Below are 20511 nucleotides of genomic sequence, written 5' to 3' on the forward strand. Positions count from 1 at the left end.
CCATGCATTTGCTTAGGACCCAGCCCGGCGGTTTCGTGTCGGATGACAACATTGCCGACCTCGGACAAACCCCCGCCGAACTGGTGATCCTGTGCAGCGGCGATTCCAGCCTGGCGCTGCTCGCCGAAGCGGCGCAGCAGTTGCCCGATGACTACCCGAGCGTGCGCTTCGCTAACCCGATGCAGGTGCAGAATCACGCTTCGGTCGACTTGTACGTCGACGAAGTGCTGCGTCACGCCAAGGTGATTTTGATCTCGCTGCACGGCGGCATCGCCTATTGGCGTTACGGCGTCGAGCGGCTCGTCGAGCTGTCCGAGCGGGGTGTGCAACTGATTCTGGTGCCCGGCGATGACCGCCCGGACCCCGAGCTCAGCGACTTGAGCACCGTCGTTGCGCAAGACCGCGATCGTCTGTGGCAGTTTCTGCGTCAGGGCGGCATGGCCAACGCCCTGGATTTTTTCCGCTGTTTGGCCAATCGCTGGCTGGATCGCGATTACGCCTGGGCCGAGCCGCAAACCCTGCCGCGCACCGCGATCTACCACCCGAATAAAAGCCCCGCTGAACTGAGCGATTGGCAAGCCGACTGGCAGGCTGATCAACCGGTGGCGGCGGTGCTGTTCTATCGCTCGCATTTGCAGGCGGCGAACACCGGTTTCATCGATATTTTCTGCCAGCGTTTGCAGGCGGCGGGGCTGAACCCGTTGCCGATAGCGCTGGCCAGTTTGAAAGAGCCCGGCTGCCTGACAGTGGTCGAGGACTTGCTGGACGAAGTCGAAGCGGCGGTCATTCTCAACACCACCGGTTTCGCCCAATCCAGCCCCGAAGCGCCGCACTTGCGGCCGTTTCGCCGCAACATTCCAGTGATCCAGGCGATCTGCGCCCAGGACAACGAACCCGGCTGGCGCGCCAGCGAACAAGGCCTCGGCCCACGCGATCTGGCGATGCACATCGCGCTGCCGGAACTCGACGGGCGCATCATCAGCAGGCCGATCAGCTTCAAGGATCTGGCCTGGCGCAGCGAGCGCAGTCAGTCCGACGTGGTCTGCTACCGGCCGCAACCTGAGCGCATGGACTTTGTCGCCGAACTGGCGCGGCGCTGGATCGATCTGGCGCGGGTGCCCAACGGCGAAAAACGCATCGCGCTGATCCTCGCCAACTACCCGACGCGCGATGGTCGCATCGGCAACGGCGTCGGTCTCGATACGCCGGCGGCGGCGCTGAACATCCTGCGTGCGCTGTATAAAGAAGGCTACCCGCTGCCGGCCGAACTACCGGACAGCGGCACCGCGTTGATCCAGCAATTGCTCGGTGGTGTCAGCAATGACCTCGACACCCTCGACCAGCGCCCATGCATGCAAAGTCTGGCGCTGGACGACTACTTTTGATGTTCGACGCACTGCCTGAAGCCAATCGCCAAGCGGTGCTGGAACGTTGGGGCCCGCCGGAAAACGATCCGATGTTCCGTGGCGGACGGATGATGATTGCGGGTTTGCGCTTCGGCCTGACCTTCGTCGGCATCCAGCCAGCCCGGGGTTATCAGGTCGATCCGAGCGCGGTCTATCACGATCCAGACCTGGTGCCGCCCCACGGGTATCTGGCGTTCTATTTCTGGTTGCGCAACACCTACGGCGCCCACGGCGTGATCCACGTCGGCAAGCACGGCAACCTCGAATGGCTGCCGGGCAAGGGGGTCGGGCTCTCGGAAAACTGCTGGCCGGACGCGTTGCTTGGGCCGCTACCGAACATCTATCCGTTTATCGTCAACGACCCGGGCGAGGGCGCGCAGGCCAAGCGGCGTACGCAAGCGGTGATCATCGATCACCTGATGCCGCCGCTGACCCGGGCCGAAACCTACGGTCCACTACGTAACCTTGAACTGTTGGCGGACGAGTATTACGAGGCGCAGTTGCTCGATCCGCGCCGCGCCCGGGAGTTGCAGCGCGACATCCTGCAACTGGTGCGCGACACCCACATCGACCGCGAACTGCAACTCGACGAAAAACTGAATAGCGATGCCGACGCGGCGATCTGGTTGCCGCGTCTGGATACCTACCTGTGTGATTTGAAGGAATCGCAGATCCGCGATGGCCTGCACATCTTCGGTGAATCGCCGACCGGGCGTTTACGCATTGATACGTTGCTGGCCTTGCTGCGGATTCCGCGTGGTGACGGGCGTGGTGCGCAATCGAGTTTGCTGCGGGCGTTGGCCAAGGCGTTTGTGCTGGGCTTTGATCCGCTGGATTGCTCTTTGGCCGATCCGTGGACCGGGCCAAGACCGGCCGAACTGCAACAGGTGAGCGATGAAGCCTGGCGCACGGCGGGTGATACCCGTGAGCGTCTGGAATTGTTCGCCGCGCAACTGATTTCGCAGACCTTAAACCAGCCTCAAGCCCAACCCGGCCCCTTAGGATACGAGCCTCTGTGGCGAGGGGCTTGCCCCCGTTGGACTGCGCAGCAGTCCCGTCTTTTGAGGCCGCTTCGCGACCCAACGGGGGCAAGCCCCTCACCACAAAGGCTCGCTCCCACAGGAGGCGGGTTGGGCTGACGTGAATGCGATCATCGACGGCCTCCGCGAAGTCGTCGCTCCAAGACTGGACGCTTGCGGCCCCGCGGAAATGCGCGGCTTGCTCGACGCCCTCAGCGGTCGTTTCGTCCCCGCCGGGCCAAGCGGTGCACCGAGTCGCGGTCGCCTCGATGTACTGCCCACCGGGCGCAATTTCTATTCGGTGGACGTGCGCAACCTGCCGACCACTACGGCGTGGCGCATCGGCTTCCAGTCGGCCAACCTGATTCTCGAACGGCACTTGCAGGACCACGGCGATCACCTGCGTCAGCTCGGCCTGTCGGTCTGGGGCACGGCGACCATGCGCACCGGCGGCGACGACATCGCCCAGGCTATGGCGCTGATGGGCGTGCGACCGGTCTGGGCGACGGGCAGTCAGCGGGTCGACGACTTTGAAATCCTGCCGCTGAGTTTGCTGGACCGCCCGCGGGTGGACGTGACCTTGCGGGTGTCGGGGTTCTTTCGTGATGCCTTCGCCAACCTGATCCGGCTGTTCGATGCTGCCGTGCAAGCAGTCGCCGCGCTGGACGAGCCGGACGATCTCAATCCGTTGGCTGCCAAGGTTCGCGCCGAGCGTGAAGCGTTGCTGGCCTCGGGTCTGGATGAAGACGCGGCCCAGCGTCAGGCCGGTTGGCGGATTTTTGGGGCGAAACCCGGTGCCTATGGCGCGGGAGTGCAGGGCGCCATCGACGGGCGCCTGTGGCAAAGCCGCGAGGACTTGGCCGAGGTGTACCTGAACTGGGGCGGTTACGCCTATGGCGGTTCTGACGAAGGCACCGCCGCCCGTGAACAGTTCGCCCAGCGCCTGAGCCAGGTGCAAGCGGTGCTGCAGAATCAGGATAACCGCGAGCATGACTTGCTCGATTCCAATGACTATTACCAGTTCCAGGGCGGTATGCTCGCCGCCGTGGAAAGCCTCAGCGGCGAAGCGGTGGCCAGTTATCACGGCGATCACAGCCAGCCGGATTTGCCGAAGATCCGCACGTTAAAGGAAGAGTTGAACCGGGTGATACGTTCCCGGGCGGCGAATCCGAAGTGGATCGGCGGGGTCAAACGGCATGGCTACAAGGGCGCTTTTGAACTGGCTGCGACGGTTGATAACCTGTTTGCTTTTGATGCGACTACGCAGTTGATCGACGATCACCAGTACGCGTTGCTGGCGGATGCCTACCTGCTGGACCCGGCGACCCGGGATTTTGTCCGCGAGCACAACCCGCATGCCTTGCGTGATATGACTGAGCGGATGCTCGAGGCGCAGCAGCGGGGGATGTGGAAAGAGCCAGGTGAGTACCGCGAGGCGCTGGAGAATTTGTTGCTCGATATAGAAGAAGACAGCTAGCACGCTTACCCCCTGTGGGAGGTTTGCCTGATGCACCTACCGACCATGACCGAGATTTAATAATGACCGACACCCCCATTTCCCGCTCTCCGCCGTGGTCGGCGCCGACGATTTGAAGCTCGCGCTGTACCTGACCGCTATCGACCCGAAAATCGGTGGCGTACTGATCGAAGGCCCGCGCGGCATGGCCAAGTCGACGCTCGCTCGGGGTCTCGCCGACCTGCTCGCCAGCGGTCAATTCGTCACCTTGCCTTTGGGGGCCACCGAAGAGCGACTGGTCGGCACCCTTGACCTCGACGCCGCCCTGAGCGAGGGTCGTGCACAGTTTTCCCCGGCGTGCTGGCCAAGGCTGACGGCGGCGTGCTTTACGTCGATGAGGTCAATTTGCTGCCCGATCACCTCGTCGACCTGCTGCTCGATGTGGCCGCCAGCGGCACCAACCTGGTCGAGCGTGACGGCATTTCCCATCGGCATTCGGCGAAGTTCGTGCTGATCGGCACCATGAATCCGGAAGAGGGTGAACTGCGTCCGCAACTGCTTGACCGCTTCGGCCTGAACGTCGCGCTTAGCGGCCACACCGCACCGGCCGAGCGCGGTCAGATCATCCGTCGGCGACTGGATTTCGACAGCGATCCTCAAAGCTTCTGCGCTGAGTGGGAAAACCAGCAGCAATCCCTGCGCGGACGCTGCCAGCAGGCGCGCAGCGCATTGGCGAGCATCCCTCTGGATGACGCAGCGCTCGCGCAGATCACCGAGCGCTGTTTTGCTGCGGGTGTCGATGGCCTGCGCGCCGATCTGGTCTGGCTGCGCGCCGCACGGGCCCATGCGGCTTGGCGCGGGGCAAAAGCGATTGCCGAGGAAGATATCGACGCGGTCGCCGAGTTTGCCTTGCGCCATCGCCGCCGCGAACAGACGCCACCGGCACCGCAACAAAGCCAGGCGCCCTCCAGCCAAAACGACAACCCGAGCGAAGGCCAGGGCCAGTGGGGCGAAATGCCCGCCCAGGCACTCCCGGTCGGCGCCCGACGTGACGTGCCGAGCTGGCCAAAAAGCCCTAGGCATTCGCCCTCGATCTGACGCGGGGGCGAATGCCAGACCCCGCGCCGGACGGCTGGACAATGGCCGACAAGGCAAGCGCCGCGCCGCACCCCAAGGTTCGATCAACTGGCCCGGCACCTTGCTCAATGGGCGCCCGCGTCAGCATGAAGATTTGCTGTTTCATTTGCGCACTCGTTCGGCCCACGAACTTTGGCTGGTGATCGTCGACGCTTCGGCCTCGACCCGGCGTCATCAGGCGTTGAGCGATGCCAAGGGCTTGTTGGCGCAACTGTTCGACGACGCCTACCGGCAGCGGGCGCGTCTGGCGTTACTGACTGCCAGCGGCAGCGCGCCGAAGTGGCAGGTGCAAGGATTGAAGGCTTCCAGCGGTTTACGCGACTGGCTGGATCGGCTGGGCGCGGGCGGTGGCACGCCGTTGCTCGCGGCGCTGAGTGAGGCGGGGCAGTGGTTGAGCGCTCGGCAGAAACGCTTTCCGGCGGAGCAACAGCGGTTGTTGCTGGTGACTGATGGGCGGTTAAAGGAATGGCCGGGGTTGCCGGTGCTGGAATGTCCGGGGCTGCTGATTGATATCGAGCGCGGGCCGATTCGGCTTGGGCGGGCTAAGGTGATGGCTAGCGAGTTGCGGGCTGAGTATCGGCATATTGATGAGCTGATTTCAGGCTGAGTACTCGGGTGTTTGTGCCGGCCTCTTCGCGAGCAAGCCCGCTCCCACAGGGGATCTTCGCTGTGACAGAGATCCCCTGTGGGAGCGGGCTTGCTCGCGAAAGCATCCTCTCGCTTTAGGATCAGCCCCCCAAATCGGCATCGCATACCCTATGCTAACCAAGCCAACCCATTCACAGGAGTGACCCATGCGCGTTCTAGTCGCAAACAGTCAGGATGATTTCCGCGTCAAAGCCTACGCCGGCACCAACGGCGTGTTGTTGGCCATGGACCTGGCCGATCCCCGCCGCAAAGGCTTGCTGGGGTTTGCCATCGAAAAACAGCAGGGCGACAAACCCTGGGAGTTCCTGTTCAACAGCCTGACCTTTCCCGGCAAGGTCCATACCTTCCCCCAATACGCCGCCACCCCCAGCGATATCGCGCCGCTGCAGAAGTTTCGCTGGGCCGATTACGCCGTTATTCCGGGGACGACGATGAATTACCGCGTCCACCTGGCCTACGGCACGCCCGATGCGGTGCAACTGGGTGAGCTTCTGGAGCTGTCGATCACCGCCGACAATGGCCTGCCGAAAAACCAGAGCGTGATCTTCAACCGGGCCGTGGCCGCCAGTCAGGCGTTCCAGCGCAAGTTTCCGGACCTCGACGCCCAGATCAGCGCCAACAAAAACCTGCCCATCGAAGACTGGCCCATCGCTGCGCAACAATGGCTGGAAAACGGTTTGCTTGGGCGCCTGTTGGGGTTTATCAAGCGTGCGCTGGACGATCAATGGGCGCTGGACATCGCCATCTACGAGTACCAGTTAGAGTCGATCATCGATGAGGTAAACGCCGCGTTCGCCCGTGGGGTCAAGGTGCGGGTGCTGTATCACGCGAAACCGGGCGATTCTGACACCACGATGAACGAGGCCAGCCTGGAAAAAATCCCGGCGGCAAACAAGCGCGGACGCGTCACCCACAGCATCTTCCACGACAAGTTCATTGTCCTGAGCAAAGTGGATGGTGGCGGCGAGCACCAGCCGCAAGCGGTGCTTTGTGGCAGCACCAATTTCACCGCCAACGGTGTCTACCGTCAGGCCAACGTGGTGCATGTGCTGGATGACGTGCGAATCGGCACCCTTTACCTGCAAACCTTCGAGGAGGTGTGGGCGAACCCGGCGGACGTCGGTGCCACGCGAACCTGGCTGACCAAAAACAACCCGATGGACCCGACGCAGCCACTGTTTGTCGGCTTCTCGCCGCGCTCGGGCCAGGGTGATTTGACGGAATTCGTCGATATCATCAACGCGGCGAAAAAGGATGTGCTGTTCGTTACGGCGTTTGCGTTGCCCGACGAGATCCTCAATGCGTTGCTCGGCCAGCCCCACGACGATATTTTGCGCTACGGCCTGCAAAACACCGCCAGCAGCATCACCGGTTTCCATGCTGACCGCACCGCCGAGTTCGCCGCCACCGCACTGCTCAACACCGGGCTGGAAGGCTGGCTCAAGGAAAACATGAAAGGCCAGAAGGGCGATCTGCTGGTACACACCAAAGCCATCATCACCGACTTCACCACGGACGCGCCGACCATCATCAGCGGCAGCCACAACCTCAGCGTGTCGGCGAGCGACGGCAATGATGAGAACTTCCTGATCATTCGCGGCGATACGGATCTGGCGGACCGTTACGGGTTGGAGTTGTTGCGGTTTTATGAGCATTACCGGTTCAGGTACTTTGCGAAGAAACTGGCGCTCAAGGAAGTCCAGCCTTTGACGGCGGATGACAGCTGGACCAATGATTACTATCTGGAAGGGGATTTGCGGCAGCTGTCCAGGTTGCGATTCTCCGGACGATAGAGAACCCCTTGTGGGAGCGGGCTTGCTCGCGAAAGCGCTGGTTCATTCAACATCGATGTCGGCTGAAACGGCGCCTTCGCGAGCAAGCCCGCTCCCACATTGGTTCTGCGGTGTGAAGGTGATCGCTGCCATCACCCAGATCACCTGTGGGAGCGAGCTTGCTCGCGATGGGGCCGGCCAATTCAACACCACCTCTCAGCGAAACCAGTTAGTCCGCGCCAACTCAATCACCTCATCGCCACGTCCACTCATCACCGCTTTGAGCATGTACAGGCTGAACCCCTTGGCCTGCTCAAGCTTGATTGCCGGCGGCATGGCCAGTTCCTGAGTCGCGGTAATCACGTCCACCAGCACCGGCCCGTCATGGGCCATTGCCCGGCGCAATGCCGGCTCCAGCGCTTGCGACTCCTCGACCCGAATCCCGAGAATGCCCATGGCATTGGCCATCGCCGCAAAGTCCGGGTTGTGCAGGTCTGTACCGGTATCGAGCATCCCGGCGGACTTCATTTCCATGGCGACGAAGCCCAATGAAGCGTTGTCGTAGACGATGATTTTCACCGGCAATTTCAACTGCGCCAGTGAGATGAAATCCCCCATCAACATGCTGAAACCACCGTCGCCGGACAACGAAATCACCTGCCGATCAGGAAACACCGCTTGCGCGCCAATGGCCTGCGGCATGGCGTTCGCCATCGAGCCGTGGTTGAACGAGCCGAGCAATCGGCGCTTGCCGTTCATCTTCAGATATCGGGCCGCCCACACCGTCGGGGTGCCGACGTCGGCAGTGAAGATCGCGTCGTCATCCGCCAGTTCACTGAGCAGTCGGGTCAGGTATTGCGGGTGAATCGGCCGGCCCGGTGCGGAAGGCTGGGCCAGGTCATCAAGGCCCTGGCGTGCCTTCTCGTAATGCTTGAGCGACGATTCCAGAAAACTCCGGTCGCCGCGATATGGCAGGCGCGGCAGCAACGCGGCGAGGGTTTCGCTGACGTCAGCGGCGATGCCCAGGTCCAGCGTGGTACGCCGACCGAGGGCCTGAGGGTCGTGGTCGATCTGAATGATCGTGGCGTCGGTGGGGTAGAACTGCCGGTACGGGAAGTCGGTGCCAAGCATCACCAGCGTGTCGCAGTTGAGCATCGCGTGATACCCGGAGCTAAAGCCGATGAGCCCGGTCATGCCGACGTCGAACGGGTTGTCCCACTCCACGTGCTCCTTGCCGCGCAAGGCATGCACCACCGGCGCGCCGAGGGCATCGGCCAGCGCCACCACTTGATCGTGGGCCCCAGCGCACCCGGCGCCACACATCAGGGTGACGGCTTTGCTTTGGCTGAGCAGTTCGACCAGTCGATCCAGGTCCTGAGGCGCGGGCAGGGTGCGCGGCTTGGATAGAGCCGGCCAGGGTTTGAGGTTGTCTTCGACTTCCTGCAATGCCACGTCACCGGGAATCACCACCACCGCGACGCCACGGTTGAGGATCGCGCTACGCATCGCCCGGTGCAGCACCTGCGGCATCTGCGCCGGGTTGCTGACCAGTTCGACGAAGTGGCTGCATTCCTTGAACAGGTCCTGCGGATGGGTTTCCTGAAAGTAGTTCAGGCCGATTTCGGACGAGGGGATCTGCGCGGCAATGGCCAGCACCGGCACATGGTTTTTGTGGCAGTCGAACAACCCGTTGATCAAGTGCAGGTTGCCCGGCCCGCAACTGCCGGCACACACCGCCAGTTCCCCGGTGACCGCCGCTTCGGCCCCGGCGGCAAACGCCGCGACTTCTTCGTGACGCACGTGCATCCATTCGATGCTGTCCATGGTGCGCAGGGCTTCGGTCAGGCCGTTGAGGCTGTCGCCGGTCAGGCCCCAGATGCGTTTGACGCCGGCCTGTTCAAGGGTGGTTGCCAGTTGCTGGGCAATGGTGATTTTCGCCATGGGGTGCTCCAGTGATCGATGAGTTGTCCTCGGGATTAAAAGAGGACAACTCAATGGCGATCATGACTCACCCCGATTAACGATTACTTGGCCATGGCCTGTTTGTACTGACGGGTGCGCCGGGCGATGTACACCTGATCGCGGATCAATGCCCATAACGCCGAGACTTGCGGCCGAGGCTTGAGTCCACGACTCAGGCGATGCAACTGGAATTTCACCACCGCCATGCTCGCCAATGCGGCCAAGGGTTTGCGCTTCCACTGTATTGGAGGCAGTTGTGGGTGGCTGTTCCGGCCTTCGCGCCAGTGTTTGACCAGGTGCGGTTCAATTGCCATCGCGGTACCGATCCCGGCCATGGCGATGCCACTGTCGAGCACTTGTTCAACGATGGCCAAACGGCGAATCCCGCCAGTCACCATCACCGGCATGCGCGCCACGCTGGCCAGTTCGCCGGCCATCTCCAGGAAGTACGCTTCTCGGGCCAGGGTCCGGCCGTCCCGCGCTTCGCCTTGCATGGCCGGGGCTTCATAGCTGCCGCCAGACAGTTCCAGCAAGTCGATCTGCTGCTCGTTGAGCCACTGGATCACTTGTTTGGCATCGTCGACATCGAAGCCGCCGCGCTGGAAATCTGCAGAGTTGAGCTTCACCGCTACACAGAATTGCGGCGACACAACGTTGCGAACTGCGCTGACCACATTGAGTAGCAGGCGCGCACGATTCTCCAGTGAACCGCCCCATTGGTCGGTGCGGCGGTTGGTCAGCGGCGAAAGAAACTGGCTGAGCAAATATCCGTGGGCCGCATGGATCTGCACGCCGGTGAACCCAGCCTTTTCCGCCAGGGCGGCGCTGGTGGCGAAGCGCTGGATCACCTCGGTGATATCGCTGTCGGTCATCGGCTTCGGCTCGGCGAACATCTTCGAAAACCCACCAAGATCCAGCGCCACTGCCGATGGCGCCAAGGCCTGCTGACCAAGGTTGGCCATGGTCTGGCGGCCAGGATGGTTGAGCTGCACCCAGAACTGCGCGCCACCGGCCCGGCCAATGGTCGCCCATTGACGAAAACGTTGAAGGTGCCGCTCGTCCTCCAGCACGACGCCGCCGGGACCGGTCATGGCGCGACGGTCGATCATCACGTTGCCAGTCAGCAACAACCCGGCTTCGCCCTCGGCCCAGGCTTGATACAAGCGCAACAACGCATCCGAAGGAGGTCTTGTTGGGTGTCGGCGAGATTTTCTTCCATTGCAGCTTTGGCGATGCGATTGCCGATGGTCTGGCCGTTGGGCAAATTCAACGCTTGGAAGGGCGACATTGCTTGACTCCTCATAAGTGATGCGTAGAGGCTAAGCTTAAAGTTAACTTTAATGTCAAGCAGGTAAATGAGGCTGAGATGAAGATTGGTGAATTGGCGCAACTGAGCGGGTTCAACCCGTCGCGCATTCGGTTTTACGAGGCTCAGGGCCTGATCCAGAAAGTGGAACGCCGGGCCAACGGCTACCGGCATTATCCCGAGCAGGTGTTGCAAACGCTGTATCTGATCCATTGCGCCCAGCAGGCCGGGTTCAGCCTGGAAGAGTTGAAGCAACTGATGCCAGACACTGCGACCGGAGAATTCAAGCATGACGAACTGCTGGCGGGCCTTACGCGCAAAGTCGAGCAGATTGAAGAGATGCAAAAGCATCTGGCGCAGAGCAAGGCCAAGCTGCTGGCGGTGATCGACGACATTCAAGCGAAGCCCGAGGGCATGGGCTGCGATGCCAATGCCGAGCGGGTGCTGGCGTCGTTCAAGCAGACGCGCTGATGGCGTTGGGTGCGGGTATCGGATTGCGCATCAGCGTGCCTACCACCAGCGCCCCCAGTAATGCCAATAACCCCGCGACCAGCAGCAACAGACTGAAACCGCCGACGAACGCCTGCCGGGCCAATGGTTCGACCACGCTGCGTGCGGTGTCCGGCAGCAGATCCAACGCCGCCGTCATGTCACCGGCCACCACCCGCGAGGCGATACCTCGCGTCTGATCGAGCCATTGCCCCGACAGGCTGTTACGCAACAACAACTCGGTATGACTGGCCAGCAACGCGCCGAACACGCCGATGGCCAACATGATCGCGCTAAAGCGCATGGTGGTGCTCATGCCCGAGGCCATGCCGGCGCGGTCCCGAGGCACGCAGGCCATGATGTTTTTCTGCGTGTCGCCATTCAGCAGCCCGGCCCCGGCACCGGTTACGGCAATCGCCAGCGCGAAGGGCAGGTAGCCGCCGCTGTTGACTGCCCAGGCGCTGAGCAGGTTGCCGCTGCCGACCAGTGTCAGCCCGGCGGCCATCATGGTCGCGGGTTCAAACCGGTTCGCCAGTCGTGCACCAATGCGCGGGCAGATCAACATCGTCAGGGCAAACGGCAACATCCCCAGCCCCGAGGCGATGGCCGAGAAACCCAAGCCGTTTTGCAGGTAGAACGGCAGCAACGTCATCATCACTTGAGCGCAACCGGCGTAGGCAAACATCCCCAGCAGCGCGCCGATGAAGCGCGGATGCTTGAACAATTGCAGGTCGACCATCGGCCGTTGCTGCACCCGTTCAATTACGACAAACAGCCCCAGCAACAGCGCGCCGCCGATCAGCCGGGCGTAGGTCAGCGGGTTGCTCCAGCCGACGCGGTTGGCTTCGATCAAACCCCAGATCAAACATAACAAACTCGCGCTGAACGCCAGGCTGCCCCAGGGATCGAGACGTGCGGATTGGGTATCACGGGATTCCGGCACATTGCGCCAGACCATCGCCATCAGCAGCACACCCACCGGCAGGTTGAGGTAGAAAATCCAGCGCCAGCCCACGTATTCGGTGATCAGCCCGCCGAGGGTAGGCGCGGCCGTCATCGCCACGCCCATGCACGCGCCCCAGAACGCCCAGGCTTTGGCCCGTTCCACTTCGTCGTGAAAGGTATGGCCGATCGAGGCCAGCGCCGAGGTCAGCAGCAACGCCGCGCCGACACCCTTGATCGCCCGGGCAATGTCGAGCAACAACGCGCTCGGTGCAGCACCGCAACCGATTGAAGCGAGAATAAAAATGCCCAGGCCCCAGAGCAGGGTTTTCTGCCGGCCGAAGCGGTCGGCGATACTGCCTGCCGGCAGTAACAACGCAGCGAAGGCCAGCATGTAGGCACTGACGACCCATTCGATGTCGGCAAAATTAGCGCCCAGGTCCCGGGCGATCGTCGGCAGGGTGACGGCGACAATATTAGTGTCGAGGACGATCAGCGAACACACCCCGGAGGCGGTCAGAAGCGTCTTGCGTGGGCTGACCCGGTTCATGAGGTGATTGCCTTTTGAGTAAGGTGTTTGACGTACATGGTTTTGGCTCTCTACTGTGGCTGCATCGAAAGCTTATCCCGCTCCTAGTCAGCCTTTGTTAGCTGCCGGTCGAGACTTCATTACCTTTGAGCTAACACACCGATGGACATACGCCATTTCCGCTACTTTCTGGCCGTTGCCCGGCAGCGCAACTTCACCCGCGCCGCCGAACAACTCGGCATCGCACCGCCGACCTTGAGCCGGCAGATCCAGGACATGGAAACCGAACTGGGCACCCGGTTGTTCCTGCGTCGCCAGCGCGATGTCAGCCTGACCGAGGCCGGCGCCGCGCTGGTGATCGAAGCCGAAGCGACGGTGCGCCAATTCGAATTCGCCCAACGCAATGCCCAGCGCGCCGGGCGTGGCGATATTGGCCATATCGAACTGGGTTACGTGGCGTCGGCGGTGTACTCGGGGTTGCTGCAAAAGCAGGTGCAAGCGTTTAGCCGCCAGTGTCCGGACGTCAGCCTGAATGTGCGGGAAAGTCCAATGGCCGCGCTGCCGGGCCTGGTGATCGAAGGTCGGTTCGATATCGGTTATGTGCGCTCGCCGATGACCTTGCCCGATGGGCTGGAAGCGATTCGCCTCGATTCGGAGGGCTTTGTACTGGCGCTGTCGAGCGATTCCTGGCTGTGTCGCTTACCGCAGATCAGCCCGGCGCATTTGCAAAATGAAACCTTCATCCTGCCGGAGCAAATCAGCGGCACGTTGCAAGTCGCCGCGCAGGGTGGTTTCGCACCGACCCTGGGGGCGCAACCGGGCGGCTTAGTGGCGGTGATTGCCCTGGTGTCGCTGGGACAGGGCGTGGCGGTGGTGCCGGAATCGGTGGTCGGGCATGTGGGGTTGCCGGGTGTGGTGTACCGGGTGATCGAAGGATGTGAGGCGAGTTCTTGGTTGTCGATGGTTTATCGGCGGTTTGAGAAGTCGGCGGTGGTGGCCAGGTATATCGAGCAGATCAGAAATAGCTAAAAGCAAAAGCTTCGCGAGTAAGCCCGCTCCCACATTGGTTTTGTGGAAGCTCGAGATCCCCTGTGGGAGCGGGCTTGCTCGCGAAGGCGTCCTCAAAAACACCACCACCTTAGAAGGAATACAGATCTTGTAATAATTTCCCGCTGTAGGAAATGTCGCCATCACCTGTACGCTCCAAGTCCTTTTTCCTTTCAGGACCTGCATGAACACCCTCTCGGAGCCTCCCAGTCAGCCCTTCATCTCGCGCCTGCGCCCAACCCTGACGCACGCCAAACACCCGGTTTTCCGATTCCAGTCTATCTTTTTCATCGCAGCCCAACGGCCCTCGCGCCGCACCTTGCCGTGCCCGGCATTCTGAATTCGCTGAAGAGATCGAGATAATTTTATGGAATGGATAGCTGACCCCACCGCGTGGCTGGGCCTGTTGACCTTGATCGTGCTGGAACTGGTGCTGGGCATCGACAACCTGGTGTTTATTGCGATCCTGGCGGACAAGTTGCCGCCGGAGCAGCGTGACCGTGCGCGGATCATCGGTTTGTCCCTCGCGCTGCTGATGCGCCTTGGCTTGCTGGCGAGTATTTCCTGGCTGGTGACCCTGACTCAGCCGCTGTTCGAGGTGTTCGACAAGAGCTTCTCGGGCCGAGACCTGATCATGCTGTTCGGCGGTGTGTTCCTGTTGTTCAAGGCCACCATGGAATTGCATGAACGGCTCGAAGGTCATATCGGCCAGCGCGCCAGCAACAGCGCTTATGCGATGTTCTGGCCGATCGTGGCGCAGATCGTGGTGCTCGATGCGGTGTTCTCCCTCGATGCGGTGATTACCGCCGTGGGCATGGTCGATGAACTGGCGGTGATGATGATCGCGGTGATTATTTCCATCGGCCTGATGATCGTCGCCAGCAAGCCGCTGACCCGATTCGTCAACGAACACCCGACGGTGATCATGCTCTGTCTGGGCTTCTTGATGATGATCGGCTTCGCCCTGACCGCCGAGGGCCTGGGGTTCCACATTCCCAAGGGCTACCTGTATGCGGCCATCGGCTTCTCGATCCTGATCGAAGTGTTCAACCAGATCGCCCGGGCCCGGCGCAAACGCTCCCTGCAGGGCCTGCGACCGGTGCGCGAACGTACCGCCCATGCGGTGATGCGTTTGCTGGGTGGTCGCACCTTGGCGGCGGAAGAGGTTGGCGAGGAAATTGCCGACTTGCTGGATAACGGTGCAGCGCCGAGTGAAGTGCTGTTCGACCGGCGCGAGCGGGTGATGATCAGTGGCGTGCTGCAATTGGCCGAGCGGCCAATTCGCACCTTGATGACCGTGCGGGCCGATGTCGACCACATCGATTTATCTGACGATGCCGAGACCATTCGTACACAGCTGATGCATTCGTCCTACTCGCGCCTGCCGCTGATTCGGCGGCGCGGTGGATGAGCCGCTGGGCTTCGTGCACAAAAAGGAACTGTTGAAGGAATACCTGGGCGGCAACGAGCCCGACCTCGAAGACCTGGCGCGCAAAACCATCAACTTACTGGACAGTTATTCGATCCTTAATGCTTTGGAACAGATGCGCAAAGCCTCGACCCACATTGCCTTTGTGGTCAATGAATTCGGTGACTTCGTCGGCGTGCTGACCATGACCGACATTCTCGAGTCGATCGCCGGCGAACTGCCGGATGCCAGCGAAATCGAAGGCCCGGATGTGCTGGAAGAGCAGGGCGGGTTCATGGTCAGCGGCGCATTGAACCTGGCGCGGGTGCGCCAGCGCACGGGTTTCAGCGCGCAACCTACTGATGATTATCAAACCCTCGCCGGGTTGGTGATGAGCGTGCTGGATCGCCTGCCGATGATCGGTGACAGCCATGAGTGGGACGGCTGGATGATGACGGTGGTGGCGGTTGAAGAGCGGCGGGTGACGCGGGTGATGTTGGCGCGCGTCGGCGGGTGATTTTGCGCCGGGCTTGAGGGCCTCTTCGCGAGCAAGCCCGCTCCCACAGGTGGTCGGTGGTGTTCACAAATAATGTGTTCACCGCAGGTCTAATGTGGGAGCGGGCTTGCTCGCGAAGGCAATCTACCAAACGCTAAACGACTCAAACCCTGCTCAGCTGATGAGCCCGAGCCACCGTACACAACCTACGCAAAGTCCGACGCAACCACGCCAGGTCATGTTTCGGCTTTCGAGCCGTAAACCTGGGTTTCACCTTGCCAATGTGCACTACAAAGTCCGCTGCCAAGGTTTGCGGAGTACCAATCCCTTTAAGCTTTTTCAGCAGTCTCCCATCCTTGTAAAACAACACAGTCGGCGTCCCGGTGACATTCGGGTGCCGCGGCGATTCGCTGGTGTTCAACATGTAGATGTCCGCCCGCTGCCGATACGGCTCGGCGATCCCGCGAAAAATCGGCCCGGCCTCTTCGCACGCAGGGCAGTGCTGATTGCCGAAATACAGGATTACCGGGCGCCAGGTTTTCAGGGCTTTGCGGTAGGTCGGGGCTAGCGCGATGGGAGTGGTTGTCGAGGTCATTGAAAGCTCCTTTTCACAACGAGCATCTAAGGCTTGATGACGTTAAAGGAGGGTGAGGGGCGGGTCTACTGTCAGAAATTACAGGTGATGAGCTTTCCTACGCTCATTGGGATATGCCCCACCGTCTTGCAAGACACGCCTGACGGCAAACGCGGAAATACAGAAGCGTGTGGCGTGATACTTTTTAGGCCTTCGTAGAGGGGTGTGCGGCAGGTATTGAACGCGGCCTTTATGTCAAAAGAATAGGGCCAGATACGCTTCCGGGTGCTATTTTTAGCACTTCTTAAAGCACCCTAAGGAATAACTTCATGACACATATCGTGCTTTCGCAGGTAGTAGCGAGCATCTCTGAACTGAAAAAAACCCGATGGGTACGGTAGCTGCCGGCGGTGGTCTGTCTGTAGCGATCCTAAACCGCAACGAGCCGGCCTTCTATTGTGTGCCCGCCAAAGAGTACGAAGCCTTGATGAGTCGTCTGGATGATTTGGAATTGATCGCTCTGTGTAAAGAGCGGGAAAACGATCCGACCATAAAGGTTTCCATTGATGACCTATGAGCTGGAGTTTTCTGAAAAGGCCTGGAAAGAATGGAAAAAACTCGGGGTTAACCTGAGGGAGCAGTTTAAGAAAAAGCTACAAGAGCGACTTGTAAACCCGCACGTACCTGCAGACAGACTCAGCGGACTTGGAAATGCTTATAAGATCACGCTACGGAGTGCAGGGTATCGAATGGTTTACCGCGTGAAAGATGAGGTACTCGTAGTGACGGTCATCGCTGTGGGGAAAAGAGAGCGCGGTGATGTTTACAAGGATGCAGGCGAGCGATAGTGCACCGAATCGCTTTATATTTCCGTAGGTTTTCCAGTTTTAATCCTTCGAGTGCAGGCCTGCACCGAATCAGCTCGTCGAAGCCCAATTGTGAAGCAAGTACCCGCCCGCTGTAGCCAACGGTAGCGTTCGATAACCTGTGCGTTTGGTAACGCTTTAACCGCGCCATCACCTATCCATTTGATTCAAAACACTTTTCAACCGCTCCAGCATCGCCCTACATTCTATGGCACACTTTCTGCTGTCTATTCCGTTGTTACATACCTACTTCCGGTATAGCGGAATACATATCATCTGGAGTGCTTGCCATGCATCGCCGACCTTCCTTGTTCAAAGCGTGTGTTTTGATTCTCGCGGCTTCGGCCGCTGCCGTGGGTGTTGCCCAGGCAGCGGACAGCAAGCTCGATAGCGTGCTGACCCGTGGGAAATTGATTGTGGGTACGGGGAGTACCAACGCGCCGTGGCACTTCCAGGGGGCGGACGGCAAGTTGCAGGGTTTTGATATCGATATCGGGCACATGATTGCCAAGGGTTTGTTCAACGACCCGAGCAAGGTTGAGTACGTGGTGCAGTCGTCCGATGCGCGGATTCCGAACCTGCTGACGGACAAAGTCGACATCAGTTGCCAGTTCATTACCGTTACCGCCAGCCGTGCGCAGCAGGTTGCATTCACCCTGCCGTACTACCGCGAAGGCGTCGGCCTGCTGTTACCCAACAACAGCAAGTACAAGGAAATCGAAGACCTGCAAGCGGCTGGCGACAGCGTGACCGTGGCGGTGCTGCAAAACGTGTACGCCGAAGAGCTGGTGCATCAGGCGCTGCCCAAAGCCAAGGTCGACCAGTACGACAGCGTCGACTTGATGTATCAAGCCGTGAACTCTGGTCGTGCCGATGCCGCCGCCACCGATCAGTCGTCGGTCAAATACCTGATGGTGCAAAACCCTGGCCGCTATCGCAGCCCGACCTACGCCTGGAGCCCGCAAACCTACGCCTGCGCCGTTAAACGTGGCGATCAGGATTGGCTGAACTTCGTCAACACGGTGCTGCATGAAGCGATGACCGGCGTCGAGTTTCCGACTTACGCGGCGTCGTTCAAACAATGGTTCGGTGTCGATCTGCCTACCCCAGCCATCGGTTTCCCCGTCGAATTCAAATGAAAACTGCTGCGCTCGAAAATACTGCGTTGAAAACAGCCTCGAAATGCTCATTGGCTAAAGCCAACTCCGCTTTCTCGCCTGTTTTCGCCTTGTCTTTCCTTCGCTCGCGACGTTTCCATTTCTAAAATGATGAGCGGGGCGGCTATGAAGGCGCCCCGTTCAAGGTACTGCTGACCATGAACTATCAGTTGAACTTTGCCGCCGTGTGGCGCGATTTCCCCAGTTTGTTAGCGGGGCTCGGTCTGGGCCTTGAGCTGGCGCTGGTGTCGATCGCCATCGGCTGCGTGATCGGCCTGCTGATGGCGTTTGCTTTGTTATCCAAGCATCGCGCGTTGCGGGTGCTGGCGTCGGTGTACGTGACGGTGATCCGTAACACGCCGATTCTGGTGTTGATTCTGTTGATCTACTTCGCGTTGCCGAGCCTGGGCATTCGGCTGGACAAGATCCCTTCGTTCATCATCACCCTGTCGCTGTATGCCGGGGCTTACCTGACCGAAGTGTTCCGTGGCGGGCTGTTGAGCATTCCCAAGGGCCAGCGTGAAGCCGGGTTGGCCATCGGGCTCGGCGAGTGGCAGGTCAAGGCCTACGTCACTGTGCCGGTGATGCTGCGCAACGTGCTGCCGGCGCTGTCGAACAACTTCATTTCGCTGTTCAAGGACACCTCGCTGGCGGCCGCAATTGCGGTGCCTGAGCTGACCTATTACGCGCGCAAGATCAATGTCGAGAGCTACCGGGTGATTGAAACCTGGATGGTGACCACAGCGCTCTATGTTGCGGCCTGTTACCTCATTGCCATGATCCTGCGTTACCTCGAGCAGCGTCTGGCGATCCGCCGATAGGAGCCTCCCATGTACGAATCCCCTAGTTGGTTGCATGAGTTGTGGGTGGCGCGGGAAGTGCTTTGGCAGGGCTTTCTGGTCACGGTGCAGTGCTCGGCCCTGGCGATTTTGCTGGGCACGATGATCGGCATTGTTGCCGGTCTGGTGCTGACGTACGGCAATGTCTGGATGCGCGCGCCGTTCCGTTTCTACGTCGATCTGATTCGCGGCACGCCGGTGTTTGTGCTGGTGCTGGCCTGCTTCTATATGGCGCCGGCGCTCGGCTGGCAGATCAGTGCGTTTCAGGCCGGTGCCTTGGGGCTGACGTTGTTTTGCGGCTCCCACGTCGCCGAGATCGTGCGCGGTGCGCTGCAAGCGTTACCTCGCGGGCAGATGGAAGCGAGCAAGGCGATTGGCCTGACGTTTTATCAATCGCTGGGCTATGTGCTGTTGCCTCAGGCGTTGCGGCAGATCCTGCCGACCTGGGTCAATTCGTCCACCGAGATCGTCAAGGCTTCGACCTTGCTGTCGGTGATCGGCGTGGCCGAGTTGCTGCTCAGCACGCAACAGATCATCGCCCGGACCTTCATGACCCTCGAGTTCTACCTGTTCGCCGGTTTCCTTTTTTCGTCATCAACTACGCCATCGAATTACTCGGCCGGCACATTGAAAAGCGGGTGGCTTTGCCATGACTCAGACTTCTACTGCACAAAACGGCCAGGCCCTGCTGGACATTCGCGGCTTGCACAAACAATACGGCAAGCTTGAAGTGCTCAAGGGCGTCGACCTTAGCATGCAGCGCGGCAACGTGGTCACGCTGATCGGTTCCAGCGGCTCGGGCAAGACCACGCTGCTGCGTTGCGTGAACATGCTCGAAGAATTCCAGGGCGGGCAGATCCTGCTCGATGGCGAATCCATCGGTTATGACGAGGTCAACGGCAAACGTGTACGCCACGCGGAAAAAGTCATTGCCCGCCATCGCGCGATGACCGGCATGGTCGTTCCAGGCAGTTCAACCTGTTCGCGCACCTGACCGCGTTGCAGAACGTCACCCTCGGTTTGCTCAAGGTCAAAAAGCTGCACAAGGACGAAGCCGTGGCGCTGGCCGAGAAATGGCTGGAGCGGGTTGGCTTGTACGAACGCCGTGATCACTATCCCGGCCAGTTGTCCGGCGGTCAGCAACAGCGGGTGGCGATTGCCCGGGCGATTGCGATGAACCCGAGCCTGATGCTGTTCGACGAAGTCACCTCGGCCCTCGACCCGGAGCTGGTCGGCGAAGTGCTGAACGTGATCAAGGGCCTGGCCGATGAAGGCATGACCATGCTGCTGGTGACCCACGAAATGCGTTTTGCCTTCGAAGTCTCGGACAAAATCGTCTTCATGAACCAAGGGCGAATCGAAGAGCAGGGGCCACCCAAGGAACTGTTCGAACACCCGAAATCGCCGCGTTTGGCGGAATTTCTCAAGAACACTCGTTTTTAACCCTATTAATCAGGA

General features: G+C 60.4%; 10 protein-coding genes and 7 pseudogenes. 13 read left to right on the plus strand and 4 right to left on the minus strand.

The window, feature by feature from the left end; genetic code table 11:
• The first annotated feature begins 2 nt into the window (after positions 1-2).
• From cobN to RHM58_RS23555, 4 genes and pseudogenes are all read left to right on the plus strand, one after another.
• A pseudogene (cobN, locus tag RHM58_RS23540) lies at positions 3-3902 on the plus strand (cobaltochelatase subunit CobN).
• 94 nt (positions 3903-3996) lie between these two features.
• Positions 3997-4979 (plus strand): annotated as a pseudogene (locus RHM58_RS23545) (ATP-binding protein).
• Between the two features lie 100 nt (positions 4980-5079).
• A complete protein-coding gene (locus tag RHM58_RS23550) occupies positions 5080-5625 on the plus strand; it encodes a vWA domain-containing protein (protein WP_201256902.1) in 546 nt (181 codons plus the stop codon).
• A gap of 187 nt (positions 5626-5812) precedes the next feature.
• Entirely contained in the window at positions 5813-7459 is a 1647-nt protein-coding gene (locus RHM58_RS23555) for a phospholipase D-like domain-containing protein (protein WP_322268327.1), read from the plus strand.
• A gap of 195 nt (positions 7460-7654) precedes the next feature.
• On the opposite strand, the gene poxB is transcribed toward RHM58_RS23555, so the two are convergent.
• Positions 7655-9379, minus strand: coding sequence for a ubiquinone-dependent pyruvate dehydrogenase (gene poxB / locus RHM58_RS23560; RefSeq protein ID WP_201256900.1), 1725 nt, complete (start codon positions 9377-9379; stop codon positions 7655-7657).
• Positions 9380-9462: 83 nt separating this feature from the next.
• Positions 9463-10688: pseudogene (locus tag RHM58_RS23565) on the minus strand (NADH:flavin oxidoreductase/NADH oxidase family protein).
• Positions 10689-10766: 78 nt separating this feature from the next.
• Between RHM58_RS23565 and RHM58_RS23570 the strand changes: the two are divergent.
• Complete coding sequence (locus tag RHM58_RS23570) at positions 10767-11177, plus strand: MerR family transcriptional regulator (protein ID WP_201256898.1); 411 nt, start codon at positions 10767-10769, stop codon at positions 11175-11177.
• Here the strand turns inward: RHM58_RS23570 and RHM58_RS23575 are convergent.
• Positions 11161-12687, minus strand: a complete 1527-nt coding sequence (locus RHM58_RS23575; protein ID WP_322268328.1) for an MFS transporter — start codon at positions 12685-12687, stop codon at positions 11161-11163. The two genes, RHM58_RS23570 and RHM58_RS23575, sit on opposite strands and share 17 nt — an antisense overlap.
• A 141-nt stretch (positions 12688-12828) precedes the next feature.
• Between RHM58_RS23575 and RHM58_RS23580 the strand changes: the two genes are divergently transcribed.
• Together RHM58_RS23580 and RHM58_RS23585 are read left to right on the plus strand one after the other, a co-directional pair.
• Entirely contained in the window at positions 12829-13695 is an 867-nt protein-coding gene (locus tag RHM58_RS23580) for a LysR family transcriptional regulator (RefSeq protein WP_201256896.1), read from the plus strand.
• Between the two features lie 385 nt (positions 13696-14080).
• Positions 14081-15638: pseudogene (locus tag RHM58_RS23585) on the plus strand (TerC family protein).
• 142 nt (positions 15639-15780) lie between these two features.
• Here the strand turns inward: RHM58_RS23585 and RHM58_RS23590 are convergent.
• Positions 15781-16212, minus strand: a complete 432-nt coding sequence (locus tag RHM58_RS23590; protein ID WP_201256894.1) for a thioredoxin family protein — start codon at positions 16210-16212, stop codon at positions 15781-15783.
• Positions 16213-16520: 308 nt separating this feature from the next.
• On the opposite strand from RHM58_RS23590, the pseudogene RHM58_RS23595 reads away from it, so the two are divergent.
• From RHM58_RS23595 to RHM58_RS23620, 6 genes and pseudogenes are all read left to right on the plus strand, one after another.
• Positions 16521-16768: pseudogene (locus tag RHM58_RS23595) on the plus strand (type II toxin-antitoxin system Phd/YefM family antitoxin).
• The gene (locus tag RHM58_RS23600) at positions 16758-17039 is read left to right on the plus strand and encodes a type II toxin-antitoxin system RelE family toxin (protein WP_201256892.1); all 282 of its coding nucleotides are present in this window, start codon (positions 16758-16760) and stop codon (positions 17037-17039) included. Before RHM58_RS23595 ends, RHM58_RS23600 begins: the two are co-directional and overlap by 11 nt.
• 308 nt (positions 17040-17347) lie before the next feature.
• Positions 17348-18196 (plus strand): transporter substrate-binding domain-containing protein, encoded by an 849-nt coding sequence (locus RHM58_RS23605; protein ID WP_201204047.1) that lies wholly within the window; start codon positions 17348-17350, stop codon positions 18194-18196.
• 176 nt (positions 18197-18372) lie between these two features.
• Complete coding sequence (locus RHM58_RS23610; RefSeq protein WP_201204038.1) at positions 18373-19035, plus strand: amino acid ABC transporter permease; 663 nt, start codon at positions 18373-18375, stop codon at positions 19033-19035.
• A gap of 9 nt (positions 19036-19044) precedes the next feature.
• Positions 19045-19706, plus strand: a pseudogene (locus RHM58_RS23615) (amino acid ABC transporter permease).
• Positions 19703-20496: pseudogene (locus RHM58_RS23620) on the plus strand (amino acid ABC transporter ATP-binding protein). The pseudogenes RHM58_RS23615 and RHM58_RS23620 overlap by 4 nt, the downstream one beginning before the upstream one ends.
• Positions 20497-20511: the final 15 nt, after the last annotated feature.

It is taken from the genome of Pseudomonas sp. 10S4, from assembly GCF_034344865.1.
Lineage (GTDB): Bacteria > Pseudomonadota > Gammaproteobacteria > Pseudomonadales > Pseudomonadaceae > Aquipseudomonas.